Annotated in this window: 19 protein-coding genes and 2 pseudogenes; 11 read left to right on the top strand and 10 right to left on the bottom strand. The window is 42.6% G+C overall.

The genetic code is table 11. The annotated features are described in order from the left end of the window. Positions 1-13: 13 nt before the first annotated feature. The gene (gene adiA, locus YWE_RS0104525; RefSeq protein ID WP_029093442.1) at positions 14-2,287 is read right to left on the bottom strand and encodes an arginine decarboxylase; all 2,274 of its coding nucleotides are present in this window, start codon (positions 2,285-2,287) and stop codon (positions 14-16) included. Positions 2,288-3,266: 979 nt separating this feature from the next. Between adiA and YWE_RS31850 the strand changes: the two genes are divergently transcribed. Continuing rightward, a complete protein-coding gene (locus tag YWE_RS31850) occupies positions 3,267-3,482 on the top strand; it encodes a SapC family protein (protein ID WP_084166990.1) in 216 nt (71 codons plus the stop codon). A gap of 649 nt (positions 3,483-4,131) precedes the next feature. Beyond that, the gene (locus YWE_RS0104520) at positions 4,132-5,334 is read left to right on the top strand and encodes a tyrosine-type recombinase/integrase (RefSeq protein ID WP_029093441.1); all 1,203 of its coding nucleotides are present in this window, start codon (positions 4,132-4,134) and stop codon (positions 5,332-5,334) included. A 28-nt stretch (positions 5,335-5,362) separates the two neighbouring features. Here the strand turns inward: YWE_RS0104520 and YWE_RS0104515 are convergent, their stop codons facing one another. Next, positions 5,363-6,103 carry a hypothetical protein gene (locus YWE_RS0104515; RefSeq protein WP_029093440.1) on the bottom strand — a complete coding sequence of 247 codons (741 nt, stop codon included), beginning with the start codon at positions 6,101-6,103 and terminating at the stop codon, positions 5,363-5,365. Between the two features lie 127 nt (positions 6,104-6,230). Here YWE_RS0104515 and YWE_RS29475 point away from each other — a divergent pair, with 127 nt between their 5' ends. From YWE_RS29475 to YWE_RS0104480, 8 genes and pseudogenes are all read left to right on the top strand, one after another. Beyond that, positions 6,231-6,440: a helix-turn-helix transcriptional regulator gene (locus YWE_RS29475; RefSeq protein ID WP_071605826.1), complete on the top strand. Its 210-nt coding sequence runs from the start codon at positions 6,231-6,233 to the stop codon at positions 6,438-6,440. A 90-nt stretch (positions 6,441-6,530) separates the two neighbouring features. Then, positions 6,531-6,980 (top strand): DUF2787 family protein, encoded by a 450-nt coding sequence (locus tag YWE_RS0104510; protein WP_051323197.1) that lies wholly within the window; start codon positions 6,531-6,533, stop codon positions 6,978-6,980. Positions 6,981-7,379: 399 nt separating this feature from the next. After that, positions 7,380-7,577: pseudogene (locus YWE_RS26625) on the top strand (single-stranded DNA-binding protein); the annotation flags it as partial. Then, complete coding sequence (locus YWE_RS31845) at positions 7,564-7,827, top strand: phage antirepressor KilAC domain-containing protein (protein WP_029093438.1); 264 nt, start codon at positions 7,564-7,566, stop codon at positions 7,825-7,827. The pseudogene YWE_RS26625 and the gene YWE_RS31845, both read left to right, overlap by 14 nt. After that, a complete protein-coding gene (locus tag YWE_RS30345; protein ID WP_154661404.1) occupies positions 7,824-7,988 on the top strand; it encodes a hypothetical protein in 165 nt (54 codons plus the stop codon). The genes YWE_RS31845 and YWE_RS30345 overlap by 4 nt, the downstream gene beginning before the upstream one ends. Before the next feature lie 254 nt (positions 7,989-8,242). After that, positions 8,243-9,106 carry a hypothetical protein gene (locus YWE_RS0104490; RefSeq protein WP_227659961.1) on the top strand — a complete coding sequence of 288 codons (864 nt, stop codon included), beginning with the start codon at positions 8,243-8,245 and terminating at the stop codon, positions 9,104-9,106. After that, the gene (locus YWE_RS0104485; protein WP_036015107.1) at positions 9,096-9,419 is read left to right on the top strand and encodes an STAS-like domain-containing protein; all 324 of its coding nucleotides are present in this window, start codon (positions 9,096-9,098) and stop codon (positions 9,417-9,419) included. The genes YWE_RS0104490 and YWE_RS0104485 overlap by 11 nt, the downstream gene beginning before the upstream one ends. Before the next feature lie 26 nt (positions 9,420-9,445). Continuing rightward, positions 9,446-9,955, top strand: coding sequence for a hypothetical protein (locus YWE_RS0104480; protein WP_036015104.1), 510 nt, complete (start codon positions 9,446-9,448; stop codon positions 9,953-9,955). Between the two features lie 117 nt (positions 9,956-10,072). On the opposite strand, the pseudogene YWE_RS30340 reads toward YWE_RS0104480, so the two are convergent. The 8 genes and pseudogenes from YWE_RS30340 to YWE_RS30330 form a co-directional block, all read right to left on the bottom strand. Further along, positions 10,073-10,144: pseudogene (locus YWE_RS30340) on the bottom strand (transposase domain-containing protein); the annotation flags it as partial. Then, complete coding sequence (locus YWE_RS30335) at positions 10,129-10,272, bottom strand: RHS domain-containing protein (protein WP_154661403.1); 144 nt, start codon at positions 10,270-10,272, stop codon at positions 10,129-10,131. The pseudogene YWE_RS30340 and the gene YWE_RS30335, both read right to left, overlap by 16 nt. Positions 10,273-10,453: 181 nt before the next feature. Next, positions 10,454-10,990 (bottom strand): SMI1/KNR4 family protein, encoded by a 537-nt coding sequence (locus tag YWE_RS0104475; RefSeq protein ID WP_029093434.1) that lies wholly within the window; start codon positions 10,988-10,990, stop codon positions 10,454-10,456. Positions 10,991-11,387: 397 nt separating this feature from the next. Further along, positions 11,388-11,912, bottom strand: a complete 525-nt coding sequence (locus YWE_RS0104465; protein WP_161628763.1) for an SMI1/KNR4 family protein — start codon at positions 11,910-11,912, stop codon at positions 11,388-11,390. Positions 11,913-11,916: 4 nt separating this feature from the next. Further along, positions 11,917-15,801: an RHS repeat-associated core domain-containing protein gene (locus YWE_RS26620; protein WP_029093432.1), complete on the bottom strand. Its 3,885-nt coding sequence runs from the start codon at positions 15,799-15,801 to the stop codon at positions 11,917-11,919. Next, the gene (locus YWE_RS0104455) at positions 15,791-17,074 is read right to left on the bottom strand and encodes a hypothetical protein (protein WP_029093431.1); all 1,284 of its coding nucleotides are present in this window, start codon (positions 17,072-17,074) and stop codon (positions 15,791-15,793) included. The genes YWE_RS26620 and YWE_RS0104455 overlap by 11 nt, the downstream gene beginning before the upstream one ends. A 71-nt stretch (positions 17,075-17,145) precedes the next feature. Beyond that, a complete protein-coding gene (locus tag YWE_RS26615; RefSeq protein WP_051323195.1) occupies positions 17,146-17,874 on the bottom strand; it encodes a DUF4123 domain-containing protein in 729 nt (242 codons plus the stop codon). A gap of 513 nt (positions 17,875-18,387) precedes the next feature. Then, entirely contained in the window at positions 18,388-18,531 is a 144-nt protein-coding gene (locus YWE_RS30330; RefSeq protein ID WP_154661402.1) for a hypothetical protein, read from the bottom strand. A gap of 196 nt (positions 18,532-18,727) precedes the next feature. Here YWE_RS30330 and YWE_RS0104445 point away from each other — a divergent pair. After that, positions 18,728-19,036: GTPase family protein (locus YWE_RS0104445; protein ID WP_029093430.1), on the top strand; the 309-nt coding region annotated here is incomplete at its 3' end.

Below are 19,036 nucleotides of genomic sequence, written 5' to 3'. Positions count from 1 at the left end.
CACCTCTGCGTTTTTACTCTGTTACACACAACACGTGGTAAACACCGTCAATAATTTCGGTTCCTTCAGTTTCATGTTCAAAACCGGGGAACTGGCGATCCCATGCCTGAAGGGCATGCAGGTAGCCGATTTGCGGGCTGTTTTTATCGCCAAAGTTTTCACCTGACAGCAGCATTGGAATGCCCGGTGGATAAGGGATAATGGAGTTGGCCGATATTCTGTTAGCCAGATTATCAATATTGATTAATTCGACTCTATTCGCCACAATTGCCTGGTAGGCTTCCCGCGGCGTCATTGCCATTTCGGGTAGCCCTGAATAGGCCTGATTGAGTTTTTCTCCGGGATTATTTTCTCGCAGATAGGTAAACATTTTATCGCCGAGGTCGCGTAATCCCATCACCTGATAAACATCTGGGTGCTGTTTTACTAGCACTGGTAATACGTTGTGAAGTGGTGTGTTAGCATCATAATGACGTTTAAACGCGAGCAGGGTATTAATAAGCGTGCCCCATTTCCCTTTAGTTATCCCCATTGAGAACAGGAACATCACCTGAAAATCAGTGGTGCGGGTTGGCACGATACCGTAGTGTGCCAACCATGCAGTAACCAGTGCAGCGGGAACGCCTTGTTCTAATAGCCGCCCATCATCACCCATTCCCGGTGCCAATATGCTGACCTTAATCGGGTCTAACATGCTCCAGTTATCAGGAATATCTTTAAATCCATGCCATTTATCATTGGCCCGCATGGTCCAGCAACTCTGCTCTGTAGCCAGCAATGTGGTTGGCGCATCTTCAAAAGCCATCTCTTTACCGGTAGCTGGATCCGTGACGACTTCCTGATTCCAAGGTTTGAAGAACCAATCTCCATCCTTTTCAAATTCATGGTAGAGACGGGCCATCGCTTGTCGAAAATCGATAGCTTCTTCGATAACTTCCTGAGTTAGTGACCGGCCGCTGTTGCCGTCCATCATTGATACCGCAATATCATTTGATGCGCAGATAGCATAGAGCGGAGAGGTGGTGGCGTGCATCATATATGCTTGGTTAAAACGATTAAAATCTACCGCACTACGCCCATTGCGCACGTGAATATAAGAGGCCTGTGATAACGCATTTAGCAGTTTATGGGTCGAATGAGTAGCAAACAACGTTGCGCCCTGATAGTCCTGTGGGTTACCACGCATAGCGTAATGGTCGGTGTAGATTGGATTAAAACGCGCATAGCCATACCAAGCTTCATCGAAGTGAATGCGATCGGTACTTTTATCTAACAGTTCCTGAACTCTTTTTGCATTGTAACAAACACCGTCATAAGTACAGTTAGTCACTACGCTATATGAAGGTTTGCGAGAGGTCATGTTGGCGGTAATCGGATTTTTTTGTAGCTTTTTCTGGATGGTTTCCGGCTGCATTTCCTGAGGGTAGATAGGGCCAATGATGCCATAACGATTACGGCTAGGAACCATATAAACCGGTTTGGCTCCGGTTAAAATTAGTCCCTGTTCAATTGATTTATGGCAGTTACGGTCAATAATCACCACGTCATCTTCCGTCATGCAGGCTTGCATTATGGTGCGGTTCGAACCTGATGTGCCGACGACAACGGAATAAGATCGATCGGCACCAAATACGCGAGCCGCATTTTTTTCACTTTCACCGAACGCGCCTGAATGGTCGAGCAGTGAACCGAGAGATGCACGTTCGATACCCATATCAGTACGAAAGAGATTTTCACCATAATAGTCATGGTAAAAACGCCCTGCGGGGGTTTTAGTAAAACCAACGCCGCCCTGATGGCCAGGTGCCGCCCAAGAGTATTCGTGTATACCGTTGTATTTTACCAATGCAGACATCAGCGGTGGTAACAATTGTTGACGGTAGCGCTCTATTGCAGCCATTACCCGACCGACAATAAAGTCTGCTGAATCTTCCAGAATCCAGGCAAACTCAGAGATTTTTTCGAGCAGGTCCCGGTTAAGTAAAAATGTTGATTTTTCACGGTCACTTAGCAAAAAAACCGGGACGTTATTCTGACGTTCAAACAGCTTATTGAGTAGTTGATGGATTTGAATATATTGTTGTTCATCAATCAGCGCACAACTAATCAGTAAACTGTCAAAAGCTTCATTGGCGGATAAAATAGTGTAACCATCATCATAAGAATCGGCTGTCACTACTTCAATTTCTTGCTTCGTTAGTGCTTCAATTAAACGTAACTCGGCATTTTCAATATAATGGTTATGATACAAGCTACCTACTTCATTAGTAACAATTAATACTTTCATATCATGATTTCCTTAGAGAACGTTGTTCTCGGTGCAACGGGGAACACCACTGTCTTATTGCTATTTAAGCGGTGTAAAGGTCTGGCGTTAATTGATAGTGAGGTTCTATAGTATTAATAATGATGTATCAAATTTGTGTGTTAATATTCCTCTGTTGATTGTTTAAATGTAAGTTATGAGAGTATATCTATATATGCTGAATATCTTGTATATTTAAAGTTCCGTTGTCTTTATTTGACTAAATGTATTTGGTTGATTTTTATTCGGTTGTTATTGACGCTTTTAAATGTAGTCCTGAATTAATTAATCCGCAATGTATAAGCGTTAAAAAATTACTTATCCATGATACTTTAACGGTTTTATAATGATTTAACATTTGATGTTTTTGTGTTTATTGAATATTGGCTTTTTTTATCTCATTTATTTAACTTTTATTTAACTTTATTGCTTGGTGAGTTATTTTTATGTGAAAAGTTTCTATGATTATTTCTAATGATCAAAATTTAATCAATTAAATACTGTATTTATATTCATAGATGCGCTTAATAAACAATCGGATTACAGTATTAATAATAATCATTATTATCCTTTTTTGATCTCCGCTAATGACCTTGGTTATATTATTTTATTTAATTCAATGGGTTGGGTTGTGTTTTGTGAATGATTTTCATTATTTTTTTTGATTGTGTTTTAATAACTCTATTATTCCAATCAAACAATAGTAAGACAGTATATTAATAACTATTTTGGCAACTTAGCATTACAATGTGGCATGTTTTAATTACATCAAATAAACGACAAGCGGTTGGGAAATTTTATGACTATTAATAGTCAGGAATCCTTTTAATATCTATCGATGATTATTTTTAGCTATCGATTAATGCTTCGTCGAGAAAAGCTTGGTTGTTTGTCTGGCAATAACATCTTGGCGAACAAATAGTTTGTTAAACTCAGCGATCGGCGGCAGAGTGACGCATTTATATGTCGTTATGCTACCTCCGATCGGAGATCAAAAGAGTTCTCGCTGTGTTTTGATGCGAACTGTGCTGGTTTTAGTCGTGAAAAGGGTAAGGCCCTGTTTAACGACGATGACACCAACAGTGAGTTTTTAAACGAAACTATTCAGTTTACGAATGGATTTAATTTAGAGGTGGAATGCACTCGCGAGTTTACTAATTTGCTGACTGAGTACTAACTGTTGGAAAAACGTAGTGCAGATATACGCAGCTCCAGCGGCGAGCAGTTAGCGACGCTAAATCAAAAGGTTACTTAGGATGGATCTTTGCTCATTTGCTGGATAGCCAATAGCGTTAACAATGAGAGAGATTGCAGTGATGACCACAAAGAAAAGAATAATGTCACCTTCAGAACTTAACCGTCACTTACTGAAAATTAGGAAAGCGATACTAACGGACGGTGCTAAAAAATAGGATGAGCCGCAATCAATACGCCGGCGAAGATCGGGCAAATGATAAAAGCTGTTGAAGCCATCTTAATAATCTCTGAGTTTTTGGTGTGTTTTATTATAGAAAAATGGCTTGAATAGGGGGGGCTAAGGATAGGTAAAGTAGAGCGACTAAGCATAAATATGCTAAGTGAATATGCTAAGAGATGAAACGAAAACGGGCTAGCCTAAGCTAACCCGTTGAATTTTTTGGCGGAGGAGGTGTCTGCCATTCATGAGTCCAATGAAAACTAATTTCATCGCACAAACCCCAGTCATACGGCCATCTTACCTGGTTTTTCGTCCAATACAACTTAACCTTATCTTAACTAAGCCGCTTACTAATGGCATACTGAATGGCATACCGGTGGTATACTTAAAATAGTGGAACTTTCAACTCATGGCACTACTTACTGATACTAAAGCTCGTCATATCAAGCCTGATGACAAGCCCCTCCCACATGGTGGAATAACGGGTTTAGCTCTTCATCCGTCCTCTATAAAAGGCCATGGAAAATGGGTGCTTCGTTATGTCAGCCCTGTGACCCAAAAACGTCGGAATGCTGGTCTTGGTAGTTACCCTGAGATAAGCATTGCTGAAGCAGCCAGATTGGCTCAAACCATGCGCGAACAATTGGCTTCTGGTGATGACCCGCTTGAGCTCAAAAAAGCAAAAACCACTAAAGTTATTATTCCCACCTTTGAAGAGGCCGCCAGACAAGTCCACACAGAATTACTACCCGGATGGCGTAATCAGAAACACGGCAAACAATGGATATCCACTCTTGAACAGCATGTGTTTCCCGTCTTAGGTTCGGTGTTTCTTAACGAAATCACTCCAGCAAATGTAGCTGACGTACTACGCCCTTTTTGGATGAGGCTTCCTGAAACTTCAAGCCGAGTTAAGCAACGTATCCATAAAGTCATGCAATGGGCATGGGCTCATGGGCATTGCTCGGCTAACCCTGTTGATGTTGTTGACCATCTTCTTCCTCAGCAGGTCAGTGCTAGCATACGCACTGAACATCAACCGGCGATGCCCTGGAAGGTCATTCCTTTATATGTAGCCTCTCGCGTCTATAGTACCGATCGCTATAACGTTACCCGCGCATTGTTACTATTCACGATTCTGACTGCGAGTCGTTCAGGTGAGGCTAGAGCTATGCGCTGGAGCGAAGTTGATTTTAAACGCAACATCTGGACCATTCCATCGAGTCGCATGAAAAGTGGTATAAAGCATCGGATACCGCTATCTAGCCAAGCTGTCGAAATACTTGGGCAAATGAGAGGATTACATGAGGAGTTAGTCTTTCCTTCACCAAGAAAACAAACGGTGTTAACTGATATGGTTTTGACTTCTTTTTTGCGTAGAACCAAGGCTATCAGTGATACCCCAGGCCGTGATGCTGTTGCCCATGGATTTCGTTCTAGCTTTCGAGACTGGTGTAGTGAGCATCGCTATTCTCACGATATAGCTGAGCGAGCTCTGGCCCACACTATCAAGAATAAATCTGAAGCAGCCTATCATCGCACTGATTTGTTGGATGAACGCCGCTCAATGATGCAAGCATGGGCCGATTATGTGTTTTCTTCAGTAGAATAGCGTTTTCACTGCGCCTTTCGGGGCGCTTTTATTTTTTCTGAACCACCACAGCAAAGACACTCTTAATTTCCTCATCATTTCTGGACCAGTCTTCAATAGTCCTATGCATTTTATCCCAAGAATCCTCAAAATCCGAGCTCAAGGCTTCAATGGCTGCTGCTTTTGTTTTCCAGCCACCTTCTGGTGCACGTTTCTTCAGCAATTCAACAACCCTAATTTTTATTGGGTCGTATTTTTTTGCTCTATGCTTTCCCCCCTCACTGGCGGCATTGATTTTATTTTGCTTAATTTCTTCCGCGTAATCTTTAATATCTAAAACCTCCACGGCACCTGACCACATATATACAAACTTTAATGCATCAATCAAAAACTTGCGTCCCTCAGTTTTTTTACCGTTGTGATATTGATGGGTTCCCCACTGGTGGCATACAAAGGAAAGCGGAAGATAACCTTGAAAGCCATCATACTTGGCATACAAGGCACTGATAAAAGATGCCTTCATTGTCGCACTGTCTATATACTCTTGGATTGTCGTTTCTCTTCTGGCAACATACACACCTTTTGAGTCAATTTTTTCGTCTACATACCTACCATTCTTATACTTATCGACAATTTCTTTAGCATTATTTCTGTACCGACTCATGGATGACTCGCTAGTCTCTTCGGCATATTTTCTTGAATCTTTAGAACCCTTCGCTATGTTCTTAATGCAGTATTCAAATGCATCAGAAAGCGTTTCAAACAAAATGTCTAAATTACTATTTCTCATATTGTTACCAAAAAAGTGAATGTGAAGTGCTTACAGTAAAAAAGTACTTTTGGCAGAGCGATTTAATGATATTTTAAATCGTTGTAATCTGCAGACCGTTCCCTAAAGCCACGAAGAGCAAGCATCTATGTCCAGACAAACAATAAAAATTTTACGTTTACGTGATGTCGTACAGAAAATTGGTGTGGCACGATCCACCATTTACGACTGGATCAATCCCAAATCACCCCGGTATGACCCAACATTTCCGCGACAGATTCCGTTAGGTAAAAAATCTGTTGGCTGGCTGGAGTCAGCGCTGAATGAATGGTTAATGCTACGCCACACACCAGTCTAAAATAAATCGCCAAATATGACTAAAACCCGAGAGGTGGCTTTTGCCACCTCTCTTTTTGTTCACAATAAACCATAAAAATGAGACATATTCATGAAAATAAAATCTACACGACTAAAACGAAAAACACCACATTTAACGATCACCTGTGATTTACCGATTTTTAAACCATTTATTACATTGCTAGCCAACGTTATTGAACGTCACCCTAAGGTCTTCAGTATCACGCTCAATTACAGCAATCCGGACTATACGGCAAAATCGGGCGGTTACCGCCCTGTGGAAATTAGGATAGAAAGGAAACAGGAAAATCACTGGCATATCTGTTACGTAACCGAGTTTACCTATATAGCTACACCGTTTGGCCAAGAATCAACTTATGCCATTGATTTCGACTTTAGTCGGGAGTTGGGGTACCAGCTTGGTATGACACCTGAGCCAATTGCTGCCTACAGCCCCCTATATAGCCTCTGGCAACGTAACTTCTGCCGTTACCATTCCCATGATGTCTATCAGTGTAAGACCAGCATTGAGGAGGCATAAGCACCTATTAAGACATTCTGCATGATGACCTTAATTTAGCTTTTTCAATCTCCTCTATCTAGCCCCGTTCCAACACCACATTTGTAATGCCTAACGATATTCTATTTATTGTTTTATCGATAAGAATCATTATTGATGAACTATTTCAGCGACGGAATTATATCTTTAATGACTATCACACTCTGATAGAGTATCTATTCTGTGGTAAGCGGATGGAAAAACCAGTAAATGCACAGTGATCCTAGGGTGGAAAAATAGGATTGTCTTTGGCTTTATGCATGCTGGTGTATTTGTCGATTGTCAACTTCATGAAGATAAATAGACTGAGCTACCCGTAAAATATCTATGGGGCGACTGGCAGTCTTGTGACCTTACCATAGCGCAACAGATGGACAGGTCGCTTTCTGGCTGGGCGTCGTGGGTTTTGGTCCGTTAGCTGAGATAATCGCCAACCATGAGAAAGGTGATTTAATCAGCGTGTCTGGTAATATGCAGGTCAAGCAATGGACGGATAAGAACGATGTAGCACAAACCGGCTATCAGGTGTTTGTTGACCGGTTATCAGCGCTAAACAGAGGGCAGTATGTGTATTACTGATGCTGCCAAGCACCTGCAGGTTCAACCAAGGACTATGTTCAATACTCTTTTAGAACATCGTTGGATTTATCGCCGCACTGGTGGCAAGTTGTGGGTTGGTTATCAGGACAAAATTCAGCAGGGCTGCTTGGAACATAAAGTAACGACCGTTTCACGAAGCGATGGTAGTGAGAAAGTAGTTGAGCAAGTTCTTGTCACAGCAAAGGGGATAACTAAGTTATCTCAACTACTCTGCGGGGCAGCATCATGAACATAGGCCCTGAGGATAAATATGCAAGTATTTTGGCACTTTTAACTTTGATAGCTCAATGTCAGGATGGTATTGATATGTCTGCTGTTAGACAGACTACAATATTAACATTCACGTTTGTTAAAGATATTAAGCCTGTGACAAAGTTGAAAGCAACATAAGGGAAGGGGCGAAAGCCCCTTTTAAATCAAGGCTGATATGCACTTACTTCTTTCATATTCTATGAACAAGCCAAATCAAGTCCGCATTTTGAGCGATTGTATATCCAAACCAACTAAAGCATAATGGTTTTTATGTTATAAATTAACGGATTGATTCACATAGTAATATGACTGAACCAAAGTTAGTCGCTCCAGAAGTGTTTTGCTTACAGACGCATGATTACAGAAGTAATTGCCTTGAGTTCTTGAGACTAGTGAATCAAATTGCATTTCGCGATAATAAGGCTCTTACTATAGACTTATCTAAGGTGCGGTACGCTACTGCATCGGCATCATTGTTGTTATTTGCTATAGTTAATAGGGCTCAATTATCCGCTAATAGCAAGAATGCAGGGCAAAATGTTAGGGTGCTTTTCCCTAAGAAAAATGAAAATCCTGAAGGTCATCGATGGATTGTTGCAACGGGTTTATCTAAAGCTTTAATGGCTGGAACTTTTAGGAAGCTTGACAACCTAACAAAAGAAGGGAGATATTTTCAATCTTCAACTAATCCGTCAGAGCATTCAAGTGCTACGGCATTATTTTTAGCAGAAAGAGCTCAGCTTACGTCTACACAATTTCGATTACTGACCTCAGGGATAAGTGAAGCTATGCTGAATGTTCACCATCATGCATATAACTCATTGATATTTGAGCCTGATATTAAGGTAATGAAAGGATCTCGATGGTGGCAATGTGCTTGGTTTGATCCTTCAAAAGATAAAGTTGTATTTATAATATGTGATCTTGGAATGGGGATAACGCGTTCGTATTGTAATACATTAGCCTTACCACAAGCGGCTGAACGAATGTTAGAGCTTAATGCTGTGACGGAGGCTATGACACAGGGAAATACGTGTACTGGCGATAATGGCAGGGGAAATGGCTCCGAAGATATCAAAAGGCCGATAGGTGTTGGGTGTGCAAAGAATGAAAGCTTGCTTATTCTTACTGGGCATACAAAATATCATTATGGTTCTAATGAAAGCCAACCCAAAACGTTGTATCAAGACGATGAAATACCGGGTACTTTAGTTGAGTGGAGCTTGGTTCCTAACAGGGGGAAAAATGATGATTAACATTTTACTTAAAAATTTTTCGAACACTCCCTTCGGACGCTGGTCGTCAGATGGTCCTGATAACGGGGAGCGTTTTAGAAAAGAAATATTACTCCCTGCATTCAAGAATAGTGATGAAGACATCTTGCTTGATCTTAGGGGGATTTCTATTGGCATTGGTTCGTCTTTCTTAGAGGAGTCAATCGGTGGATTAATTAGAAAAGAGTACATAGCGAAAGATGAAGTTAAAAAACGCCTAGTTGTTGAGGCTGACTTATCATTTTATAAAAATTTAGTTGATAACTTAATTAATAAAGCTACACCGCAAAATTAGGGATGGGCGTGTAAACGATGGTTTCGATGTCTGAATATTCTTGGATGCTAAGCTTAACAAGCATAATTCTTGTTTTTTTTACATGGAATATAGTTTATAGAAATGCCAAGCGACTAGCCACAAGAGCAGAAAGTAAATCAACTGTTGACCATGTAGTCAAGTTACTGAATGAGCTATCTGATCTAAGTCTATCTTATTGGCTTGGCGCAACTAAAAATAAAAATTCTCAGATGCATACAATATTAGCCATGAGTAAAATAAATCAAATCAATCACTATTTAGAGGTGTTAATTTCTAGGGGGCTTTCTATTGATTTAAATTTCATTGCAGAGGTTCACAAGGCGGCTACGTTAGATTGCGAAAAAATAAAAATGCTGCGCTCGCATGAATTATCAAAAAAAGGCAATGAATCAACAGCTAAGTGCTTGAGTTTGATGTCTCATGTATTTAAGCAGTTTGAGCTTAAATATCCGCCTTTGAAAGATGAAACGCTTGAAGAATGGAGCGCTAGTTTGGGACCTAACCAGAATTTTTGATAATGCTTCCAACTGGCTTAAATAGTAAGCGTCCAGCGATAACCGTATTGACGAAGAGAGTTATTCCACAGGTAGTGTGATGCGCCACGGCAGCAGTTCGCTGACCCTGTTTACCGGCTAGTCTGCAATAACATCAAGCACATAGGTAAAGTAGCGATCCGGTTCCACTCCGTTCAGTTTGCAAGTCCCTGAATATCGGTCAGGTTGTGCGGTGTACCGAGATGGTCATTCTGATACCAATACGTCCGGATCTTCTGATTCTTTTTGGCATTTCCTTCAACCAGCACCAAAGGTCGATGACTGTCAGGTTCATACACATAACTACGCCAGATCGTATCTTTATCTGAACATTCAGCAACCAGATTACCAAACCGGTCATATTCAAAATGGTGATCGCCAAAGAAGGCTAAGCGATTGCACTACAATTGAACAATATTGAAACTAATGCATTAAGAAAATCACCAAAAACTGACTTTTGGTGATTTTTAAATTTACCCATTATTTATTTTTAGAGTTTTTAATAAGTTCAAGTAAACTATGAGAAACGTTTACATTGCTTAAGTCTTGTATATCCTCATCATCAGGATCGGTCTCAAGATTTTCAATAAACATATCTATACTAGAAGTCAGATAATAATAACATTCATCATCATGGGGGGCTTCGTGCCAGAAAAAATACACATTACCTGTATTTTTATGAATACATACTTTATTCCCCCCGGGACACTCCCCAAATGAGAGAAAATTATCATCAGGCATGATATCGAATGCATCAACAATATTATATTTTAGACCATTTTCATCTTTGCAATCCCCATAAAGGTAATCAACCGTAATATACCCTTTAGTAATTATTGGAATTTTTGAATTTGTTCTAAAAACAGCCCCATTCTCAAATGCTATCATTCCCTGATAGGATTGTATTAATGAAATATAATCTTTAGAAAAAAAATGGTAGTAGTCATAATCAACTAATTTAGTTGACTCTTTACGAAATAGATAAGGGTGCAGTTGTTTAAAATTATCTAAATTCATTTTGTAGCATTCCTCATTTTAGATGGTGAGGAGTGATTTTTTCAATAGATAACCAATTTTTCGCTTGAGTCTTGTTTTTCTAACGCCTAACTCCTTCAACTTAATATAAACCTTATCAAAGTCTGCATCACGTCCGTCTAACATCCCTTCAGGAAACTCAATTTCACCTTTCGGCCACTTAGTAAAATCTGGTTGTCCATTCCTAAAAGGAGCTGGAGCCCCTAGTAACCTCGTTTACTTCAGGTAAATCAGAATACCAATTACCATTACCGAGTTTACCCTGCCAGTGTACTTGGTTTCTTGACATTAGGCACCGGTCACCTGAATGTTACCTGCAAAAATAATAGGTAAATATCAGTGATAGTCCATAACATACTAACGATAAAAGTATAATCTGTTACAAATTTTTTAAAAAACCAAGATCACATTTAACAATTCCTTTCACTCTTTTTTCCACCTCCGGATCAAGTTTCTCATCTGGTTCCAGATTGTTGAAAAACTCACTAAAATCTTTAGATAGATAAAATAGCGATTCATCTTCATTAAATGACTCATGGTACCAGTAATACACACTTCCATTATCGTTTTTAATGCAAATAAAGTCACCACTTTGAACCCCACCAATAATCGTAACGTCCTCGAGTTCTTCTGGTTTATTCATGTTATTGAAAGATAGACTATTCGTATCTGTCCCCAAACCAAACAAAAAATCGACAGAAACCCATCCATCGCTATCACTGACTTGAGGACGTTTGTTCCTCTTGATTTTGAATCTCGCACCATTAGTGAAAGTTATTGCACCATCATGCTCACGAAGCAACTTTTTATGTTCGGATGACAATACATTACTAAAATCGATCTCTTCGATTTCAGTTTTCTCTCCAGAGAATGATTCAAGATATAACTTACTGGAATTTTTCATAACATTACCCACCATTTCTCATATCTGATGCTGAACCTATATGTGGTATCTTACCATGTAATTTCGTAGGTAATAACTGTATGACAGTATCACTTAGATGATGTGGCGTTATTCCTTTTGATCTTAAATAATTTCTTGCAGAATTATTTGTAGGGAGACTCATTGCATCTTTAACCTTTACATAAACTGCTGAAAAATCTCGATTACTACCATCTAACAGTCCTGGTTCGAATTCAATATCACTGAATGACCACTTAGAAAAATCTGGGCGTCCATTCTTAAACGGGATGGGTTCGCCGCCAGTAACCTCGTTTACTTCAGGTAAATCAGAATACCAATTACCATTTCCTGGTTCTCCTTCCCAATGTCCGTTTGTTCTGGGTAGTCGCACCTTAGGCTCAGGACTTCTATCGCCAGTTGGCTTCGTCTCGGAACCCGGCATTCCCTTCAACCCCAGCGGGTCTACCCAGTTCACAGGGTTTCCATCAACATAAACGTAAGAATTCAACCCACCCACCAACTTAATCGGGTCAGCCGTCAAATACCGCCCCAAGGCCGGATCATAATACCGATTTAAATTGTAAAAGAGCCCAGTTTCCTCATCCGCATACTGCCCCTGAAAACGAAGGTTAGTCTCAACTCTTAGCCCGCGCTCTTCCTGCTGATGCTGAGTTTCCGTTTGAACCTGTCCATAGGCATTATAGCTACAGCTATAGACCAGTCCACCGAGACTATCCGTTAAGCTATGCGGCGTACCCAGATGGTCATTTTGATACCAGTAAGTCCTAATCTTCTGATTCTTTTTGGCATTGCCCTCGACTAAGGCAAGCGGCCGGAACGTCCCCGGTTCGTACAGGTAACTGCGCCATACCGTGTCTTTATCGGAACACTCAACAATTAACTTACTGCCTTGCCAGATAAACTCTATAGTCTTTCCGTCTACCGTTTTACTGGTGCGGCGGTTAAAGGGGTCGTAGGTATAGGTGGAGACTCGGCCATTTGGCGAGACGTGCTTAATTAACCGGTGGCGGCAATCGTATTCGTAAGTGGTGAGCAACTTATGCTCGGTGCCCCGGCGTTCAGCAATCAGATTGCCAAATCGGTCATATTCAAAATGACGGTCGCCGAAGAAGGATAAACGGTTACCAGTTGCAGCATTGTCTACTGTGCCTTCGCCGCTAATGCGGTTGCCTGCTACATCATACTGAAAAGTTTCAACGTGATAGGCATGATGCTCATCGGCCTTGGCCTGCGGGTCGCCCGCGCTAATCAGTTGTCCAATCGGGTCGTATTGATACTCTCGGGCATTGCTACCGCTGATGGTGGTTAATTCACCGTCAGCCTGGTAGCCGTAGTGCTGCTGCCATAAGGTTTGTGGATTATCTTCAAACCCTTCACGCAACAGATGTTCGGTTAAACGCCCGAGATGGTCATATTGATAGCGGTTAACCAGCCCATTGCCCTGACGACGCTCGCGCACCCGACCGCCGTTATCATAATTAAAGGCCGCGATAGGATTATCGTCTAACGTCATTCCCCGCAGTTGCCCATCAATATGGCGATAATCAATCATCTGACCATCGGGCAATTTACTCGCCCTGAGTTGACCGGTGTCATCATCATAATAATGGCGCATCGTCGCCCAGCTCTGATGCTCCGCCGTCAGTTGGCCGTTCTGATTATATTCCCACGCCAGCACGTTATTCTGGTCGTCTAAAATTTGCTGAAGCTGACCAAATTCATCGTAGTGATAGCGGTCTTTGGTACCATCCGGCAGCACTTTTATTAACACCCGACCCATCGGATCGCGCAGATAGTGAGTGACTAACGGCTCGCTGTCATGCTCATTGCCGAACTCACACTTCGCGGCCAACTGCCCCTTGCGGTCGTAAGCGTAGGTGGTTTTGGCGTTATCAAAACCGATCTCTTCGCTCATTAAGCCGGTTGGCGTATAACCAATATGATAAATCTCGCCTTTTTGGTTAATAATATCGCTCACCTGAAGGTGCGTATTGTCGTAACGATAATGCAGTTCGCTGCCGTCGGGTAGCTGTTTACGGGTTAATAAATGCAGCGGCTCCGCGTAGTCATACCGGGTAGTTCGCCCCAGTTCATCGGTGAATGAGGTCACTTTCCCGTAAGCGTTGTAGGTATATTGGCGGCGCGTGCCGTCGGGGAAGGTCTGTTCGGCTAAACGGCCCGCCGCATCCCAATGATAGAGAATAACCTGACCGTGCTCATCGGTGACTTTTGAGGGCTGAGTGGATAAGTTCTGGTACTCATAATGGCGAAGACCGCCATGACTAAGCGCCTCTTCAACCAAACGGCCTAACGTATCCCAACGAAAGGATTGGTGGGTTTGGTTCGGATAGTCGACGCGGGCTATCTTGCCCTGTTCATCGTAATGATAATGCGTCTCTTGCCCGCCCGGTGAGACCTGACAGTTGACTTCATTCTGGTCATTATAGTGATAGGCCCAGCGCTGCTCTTTCCCTAATTCGCCAAAATGGCGAATAAACCGCAATGTGCCGAGAAAATAGTCGTAGCGAACGGATTGACCATCTGGGTACGTTACGCCCACCCGGTGACCATCGCTGTCATATTCGTAATGGGTTTTATTGCCGTCAGCCTCTTGACGGCAAATTAACAGGCCTTTGTCATCGAAGGTTTGGCGTATCTCATGGCCTGCGGCATTTTTTTCATAAATAAGCCGAGCGGCACCGTCGTGTTGATAAACGTGTTGAGTGCCATCCCGATGGGTTTCGGTGGATAACCCTTTCTCATCATCCCATTGATAATGAATATCTAACTGGTCAAAGTTACCGTATTGACGACGGCAACGGGCGTGTTTGCCTTCACCGTCCCATTCCCAATGGAATACCGCACCACCGGCCAGTTCACGACGAATAAGCACATGGTCATCACGATAAGCGAATAGCTCCTGCTCACCACTGGCAGAGACTGTTCTAATAAGCTGTTTTTTATCATTATAGTGGTAGGTCATGATGGGCGGCAGCGCCTGCCAGCCGTCCGTTTCGTTGAAATCAGCACCGCGATATATCGACGGGACGATCTGAGTCATCAGCTCAGGAAAATCGACATGGTAGTCAAAATGATAACGCGCAGCGCCTTCCTGAATGACGGAAGAAATTCGCCTAAACGCATCGTATTTAACCGTCACGCCTTGCCCATATTGATTGGTAATGGCAATCAGACGGGCTTCATTCCCTTGCCGCTGAAAGCGGTATATTCCTTGCCCTCGGCTCTGCGTGAGTTGATATATCCCATCACCTGCGGTTAACGCAATCTCTGCACCCGACATCTGATTGCTGATGGTCGCTTTACCATTAACCGGTTCAGGAAAGGAAATAATGATATTTTCATGGTCATGCCACTCAACTTGGCCGTCTTCAAACAGCAGCCGATGGCTTAAACTGTGGCTCCAACCAAAGCCTAGGCCATTAAGGGTTTCAACCGCCGACGAGGCATAAGTGCGCTGAAAGGTAAACGGCATCAGGCCGGGCAGCACGCCATCGACTAAGGTCAGGCGCTCTTCGCCGGTCACCATCGAGATAGGGTCGCCACTGAGTGGGTCATTCGTACCGGAACTGACGTCACCCGCAGGGTTTGTTGAAGGTTTATTGGCATCAGGAACATTGGAGGTTGTCGTGAGCTGGGTGCCTTCTATGGTGACTTCTGATGAATGCACGGTAGCCCGAGTGCCGCCAAGGTTAACGCGTTGCAGTTCTGAAGAGCGGATCCCGCCACCCCGTGCCAGTTTACTTTGTACCGTTGCCGTGGCAACGCTATCAGCCGCCTCGGTGAGGATCTCGCGAATGGGGTCAATGAGTCGTTTGAATCCTTTAAACATCAGTGGACTACTGGGCATTGGCTTGACCTCCTAAATCTTTTAACTTGTCCTGCATTTTTTTATAGTCTTCTTTATTCTGTTTCGTTGAACCGGCGGTTGTGAGCCCTTCTAAAATGAGGTCAACTTTCACTTCGGGGAGGAAGATAGAGATAATTATCTGAGGCAATGCTTGCCCAAAACCATTAGAAAGTAAGACATGACATTGCTGAGGCGTTAATAGCTGAAAATAGCTTATCACCGACTTAATCACGATGAACATCAAGGCTTCATCTTTAAATATGCTTAATATGCTATCGAGGCTTTTACCGGTTTTCTCAAGCTGCGCTTTTATCGCGTCGGGGTTACTGATTATCTTATTAATCGTCTTGGCTTGCTTTATCGGATTGGTGACCCACAGCGCGATGTCCCGTAATCCGCACCAAAGGGCATAAAGACCTTCAAGTAACCCTTTCATCAACGCAGCGAGATTCTCACCGACATCGCTGCCCTCATACGTACCGGCAACAACGCTGGCATAAAAGTCAGCATATTGCTGTTTCTGAGTTTTATTGAAATTTTCAGGATCGGGTTTGCTCCAGAACGTTGCCAGTATCCCGCTAAATTTCTTAATGGCAACGTCATAGGAGGCATACAGCGTATTAAAATCTTCTTCGGTTATATTTGGCTCAAAAATGACGATGTACTCTTTCGTGCCGTCTAACCCTTCAATTTCAGCCATCCCATTTTCATCTAATTGATTCGGACTGGATGGGTTTAACTTATTTTTAATTTCGCCACTCGACGTGATTTTGATTGCCTCACCTAAAATTCTATCGCCCTTTTCGGTACTGTAATCTTCACCTTGCTCTTCAGAAACCAATGCTTCGCCATCGTCCATTCTCCCCTTGATAAACGCCGCTTTCACTTTCGCGGTCCAACTGTCATCCCACGTGACGTCATGAATTTCAAACTGAGTCCCCTTAAAAGGAATAGATTGACCGGCAGTTTCGAAGCCATGATAAAGTACCAGCGATTTCTTCGGGCAACTGGCGGTGATGGCTATTTTTTTACCCGAAGTCGTTGTGGCTTTTTCAACTTTAACATTCTCGTTCGCAGTAAATTGCTGGTCCATGCCATACAGTCCCTGCTTCCACTGGCTTTTCATTTGTTGACGGTAATCATTTAAGCAGGTTTTAAGCTCTGCTTGGACCGATTCAAGGAGTTTATCCGCGGGAAGTAACGTCAGTAACAACGCTTTACACAGGTCTGCATTATCTGAATTGCCACCGAAACTGTTAAGCTGAAGGTCCATTTAAACATCCTTGCTAATGTGTTAATGAAATAACTGTCTGTTTGCCTGTATTGAACAATCAATGGGTCGCGTTATATGTCTAGCTCTGCAATGATCTTTTTCAATAACCCATCCATATCTCGGAATGAGGTTTCTTGTGCTAACAGGCGCTCAATTTTTATTGTTAATGTGGGTAGGTTAAATCGTAAATAATCATCCCCATGCTCTTCTAGCAATATCTCCAACGTACTCTCTAACAGCGGCTTGGTGCTTTTCTGCAACATGCTGTCGATCAAGCCTTGAGGCACTTCCCACCATGGAAACGTTTTTGCTTCGCTATGGGCAGAAATGTGCACGGTAAAGTGTTCGCCATTCACCCAATAGAAAGGAAAGGCCGGTAATACCTGCCGCCAGTCATCGCCAAAGTAACGAAGGTGCTCGGCCATATACTCACCATCCCAGTAGCGGAAAAATACCTGCTCACCAGTGGGAAGAAAGACCTGCGTCAGCCCTCGCATATGCTCGGCAATCGTCTCAAGACTAAACGGTGAGCGGGCCAGCCATCCCCAATCCTGATGTTCCGTACTGGCCACCCAATCCAAAAACGGGCTGCTGTTACTGATCGGCACAACCATCGGCATCACCTCAAACCAGTCGGCGTAGGGTGTACCAGAATAAAGTCCATAGGGGGTTTGGGTTCCGTCATGCAGGTAATATTCCCGCATAGCTTGGGAGTTTCCGGTATTGGCGAGTACGGCATAGAGCTGCATATTGGATGTGGCAGTTATGTCAATCCATTGGCTAAGCGGTAATGGGTTCATCTGTGGATCCCTGTTTACAGATACGTATTAAGACTATACTGAAATAGCTTCATGAAATTGAAGGCCGTCGGGAGTTATCACTTAACCCTGTCAGTTTCCAGCTCAGTCACTTAATTTCTACCCTCAATGCCTAGGGTGAAAATAAGTAAAATCAACAACAATAAGATAGCGAGCGAAAAAGGAGGCGGATTTTTTAACTATAACACCAGAATAAGAGCAAGGCGTCTAGCTGGTATAAATGACAGTAGAGAGATCTATGTCCCTTTAACGCTACTTTTATTATAATTATGCCGTTAACTTGGTGAGTTATTCTTACTTTTATTGATTAAAATTTCTTTTACTTCAGTCATTGTCAGCGACGATCAATCCTGACACTGGGGGTGACGATTATCATTGGTACAAACGATCAATCAAGGCGGTAGGCTCATACATCGCCTGACATTCAATCCCTTGGATCATATGACTGAGGTTCTTGGCCGTAATCTTCTGTTTTTTGGGTTTTATCATATCGGTTTAGCGTACTGCATTACGGATAACTGAACCTAACGCAGCCATCATCAATGACCACGCTACATTAATGCATTCATTTTGCCAACGATAGCAGCCCCCGCAGCCTTTCTCATCCCAGAACCCGAATGACGTTAATACGTCTACCACCAAGAGCCTGCTATCTGGCTGATGAATAGCCAATCTGATGAATAGCGGTACGTTTAAACGGTAACAAAACGTCTATCGTTTTAACTTGGAACCGCGTTTAGCTCTATATCACCTACGTGTATGTCCCCCATGAGAAACGTATTTCTGTAGGAATATGTTTTTATTAATGAAATNTTGAATACNCGAAAGGTTATTTATGAAAATATATCACACCGGCTTACGCTTGATTGAAAAGCAACTGACCGCACTTCCGCATGACATTACCCAACGTATCCTAAAACGTCTGGAGTCCATTATCGATTATGACCCCGTTATTGGCATTATGGGTAAAACCGGGGTGGGTAAATCCAGCCTGTGTAATGCGCTGTTTAAAGCAGAATTGTCGCCCGTTAGCGATATCGAATCATGTACTCGGGAAGCCCAACGCTTCAACTTAACATGGGGTCATCGAACCTTAACGTTGATTGACTTGCCTGGCGTGGGTGAAAGCCAGTCTCGTGATGAC

The organism is Budvicia aquatica DSM 5075 = ATCC 35567, assembly GCF_000427805.1.
Classification (GTDB): Bacteria; Pseudomonadota; Gammaproteobacteria; order Enterobacterales; family Enterobacteriaceae; genus Budvicia; species Budvicia aquatica.
Note: the sequence above shows the minus strand (reverse complement) of the source record. Positions and strands in the feature narration are given on the sequence as shown.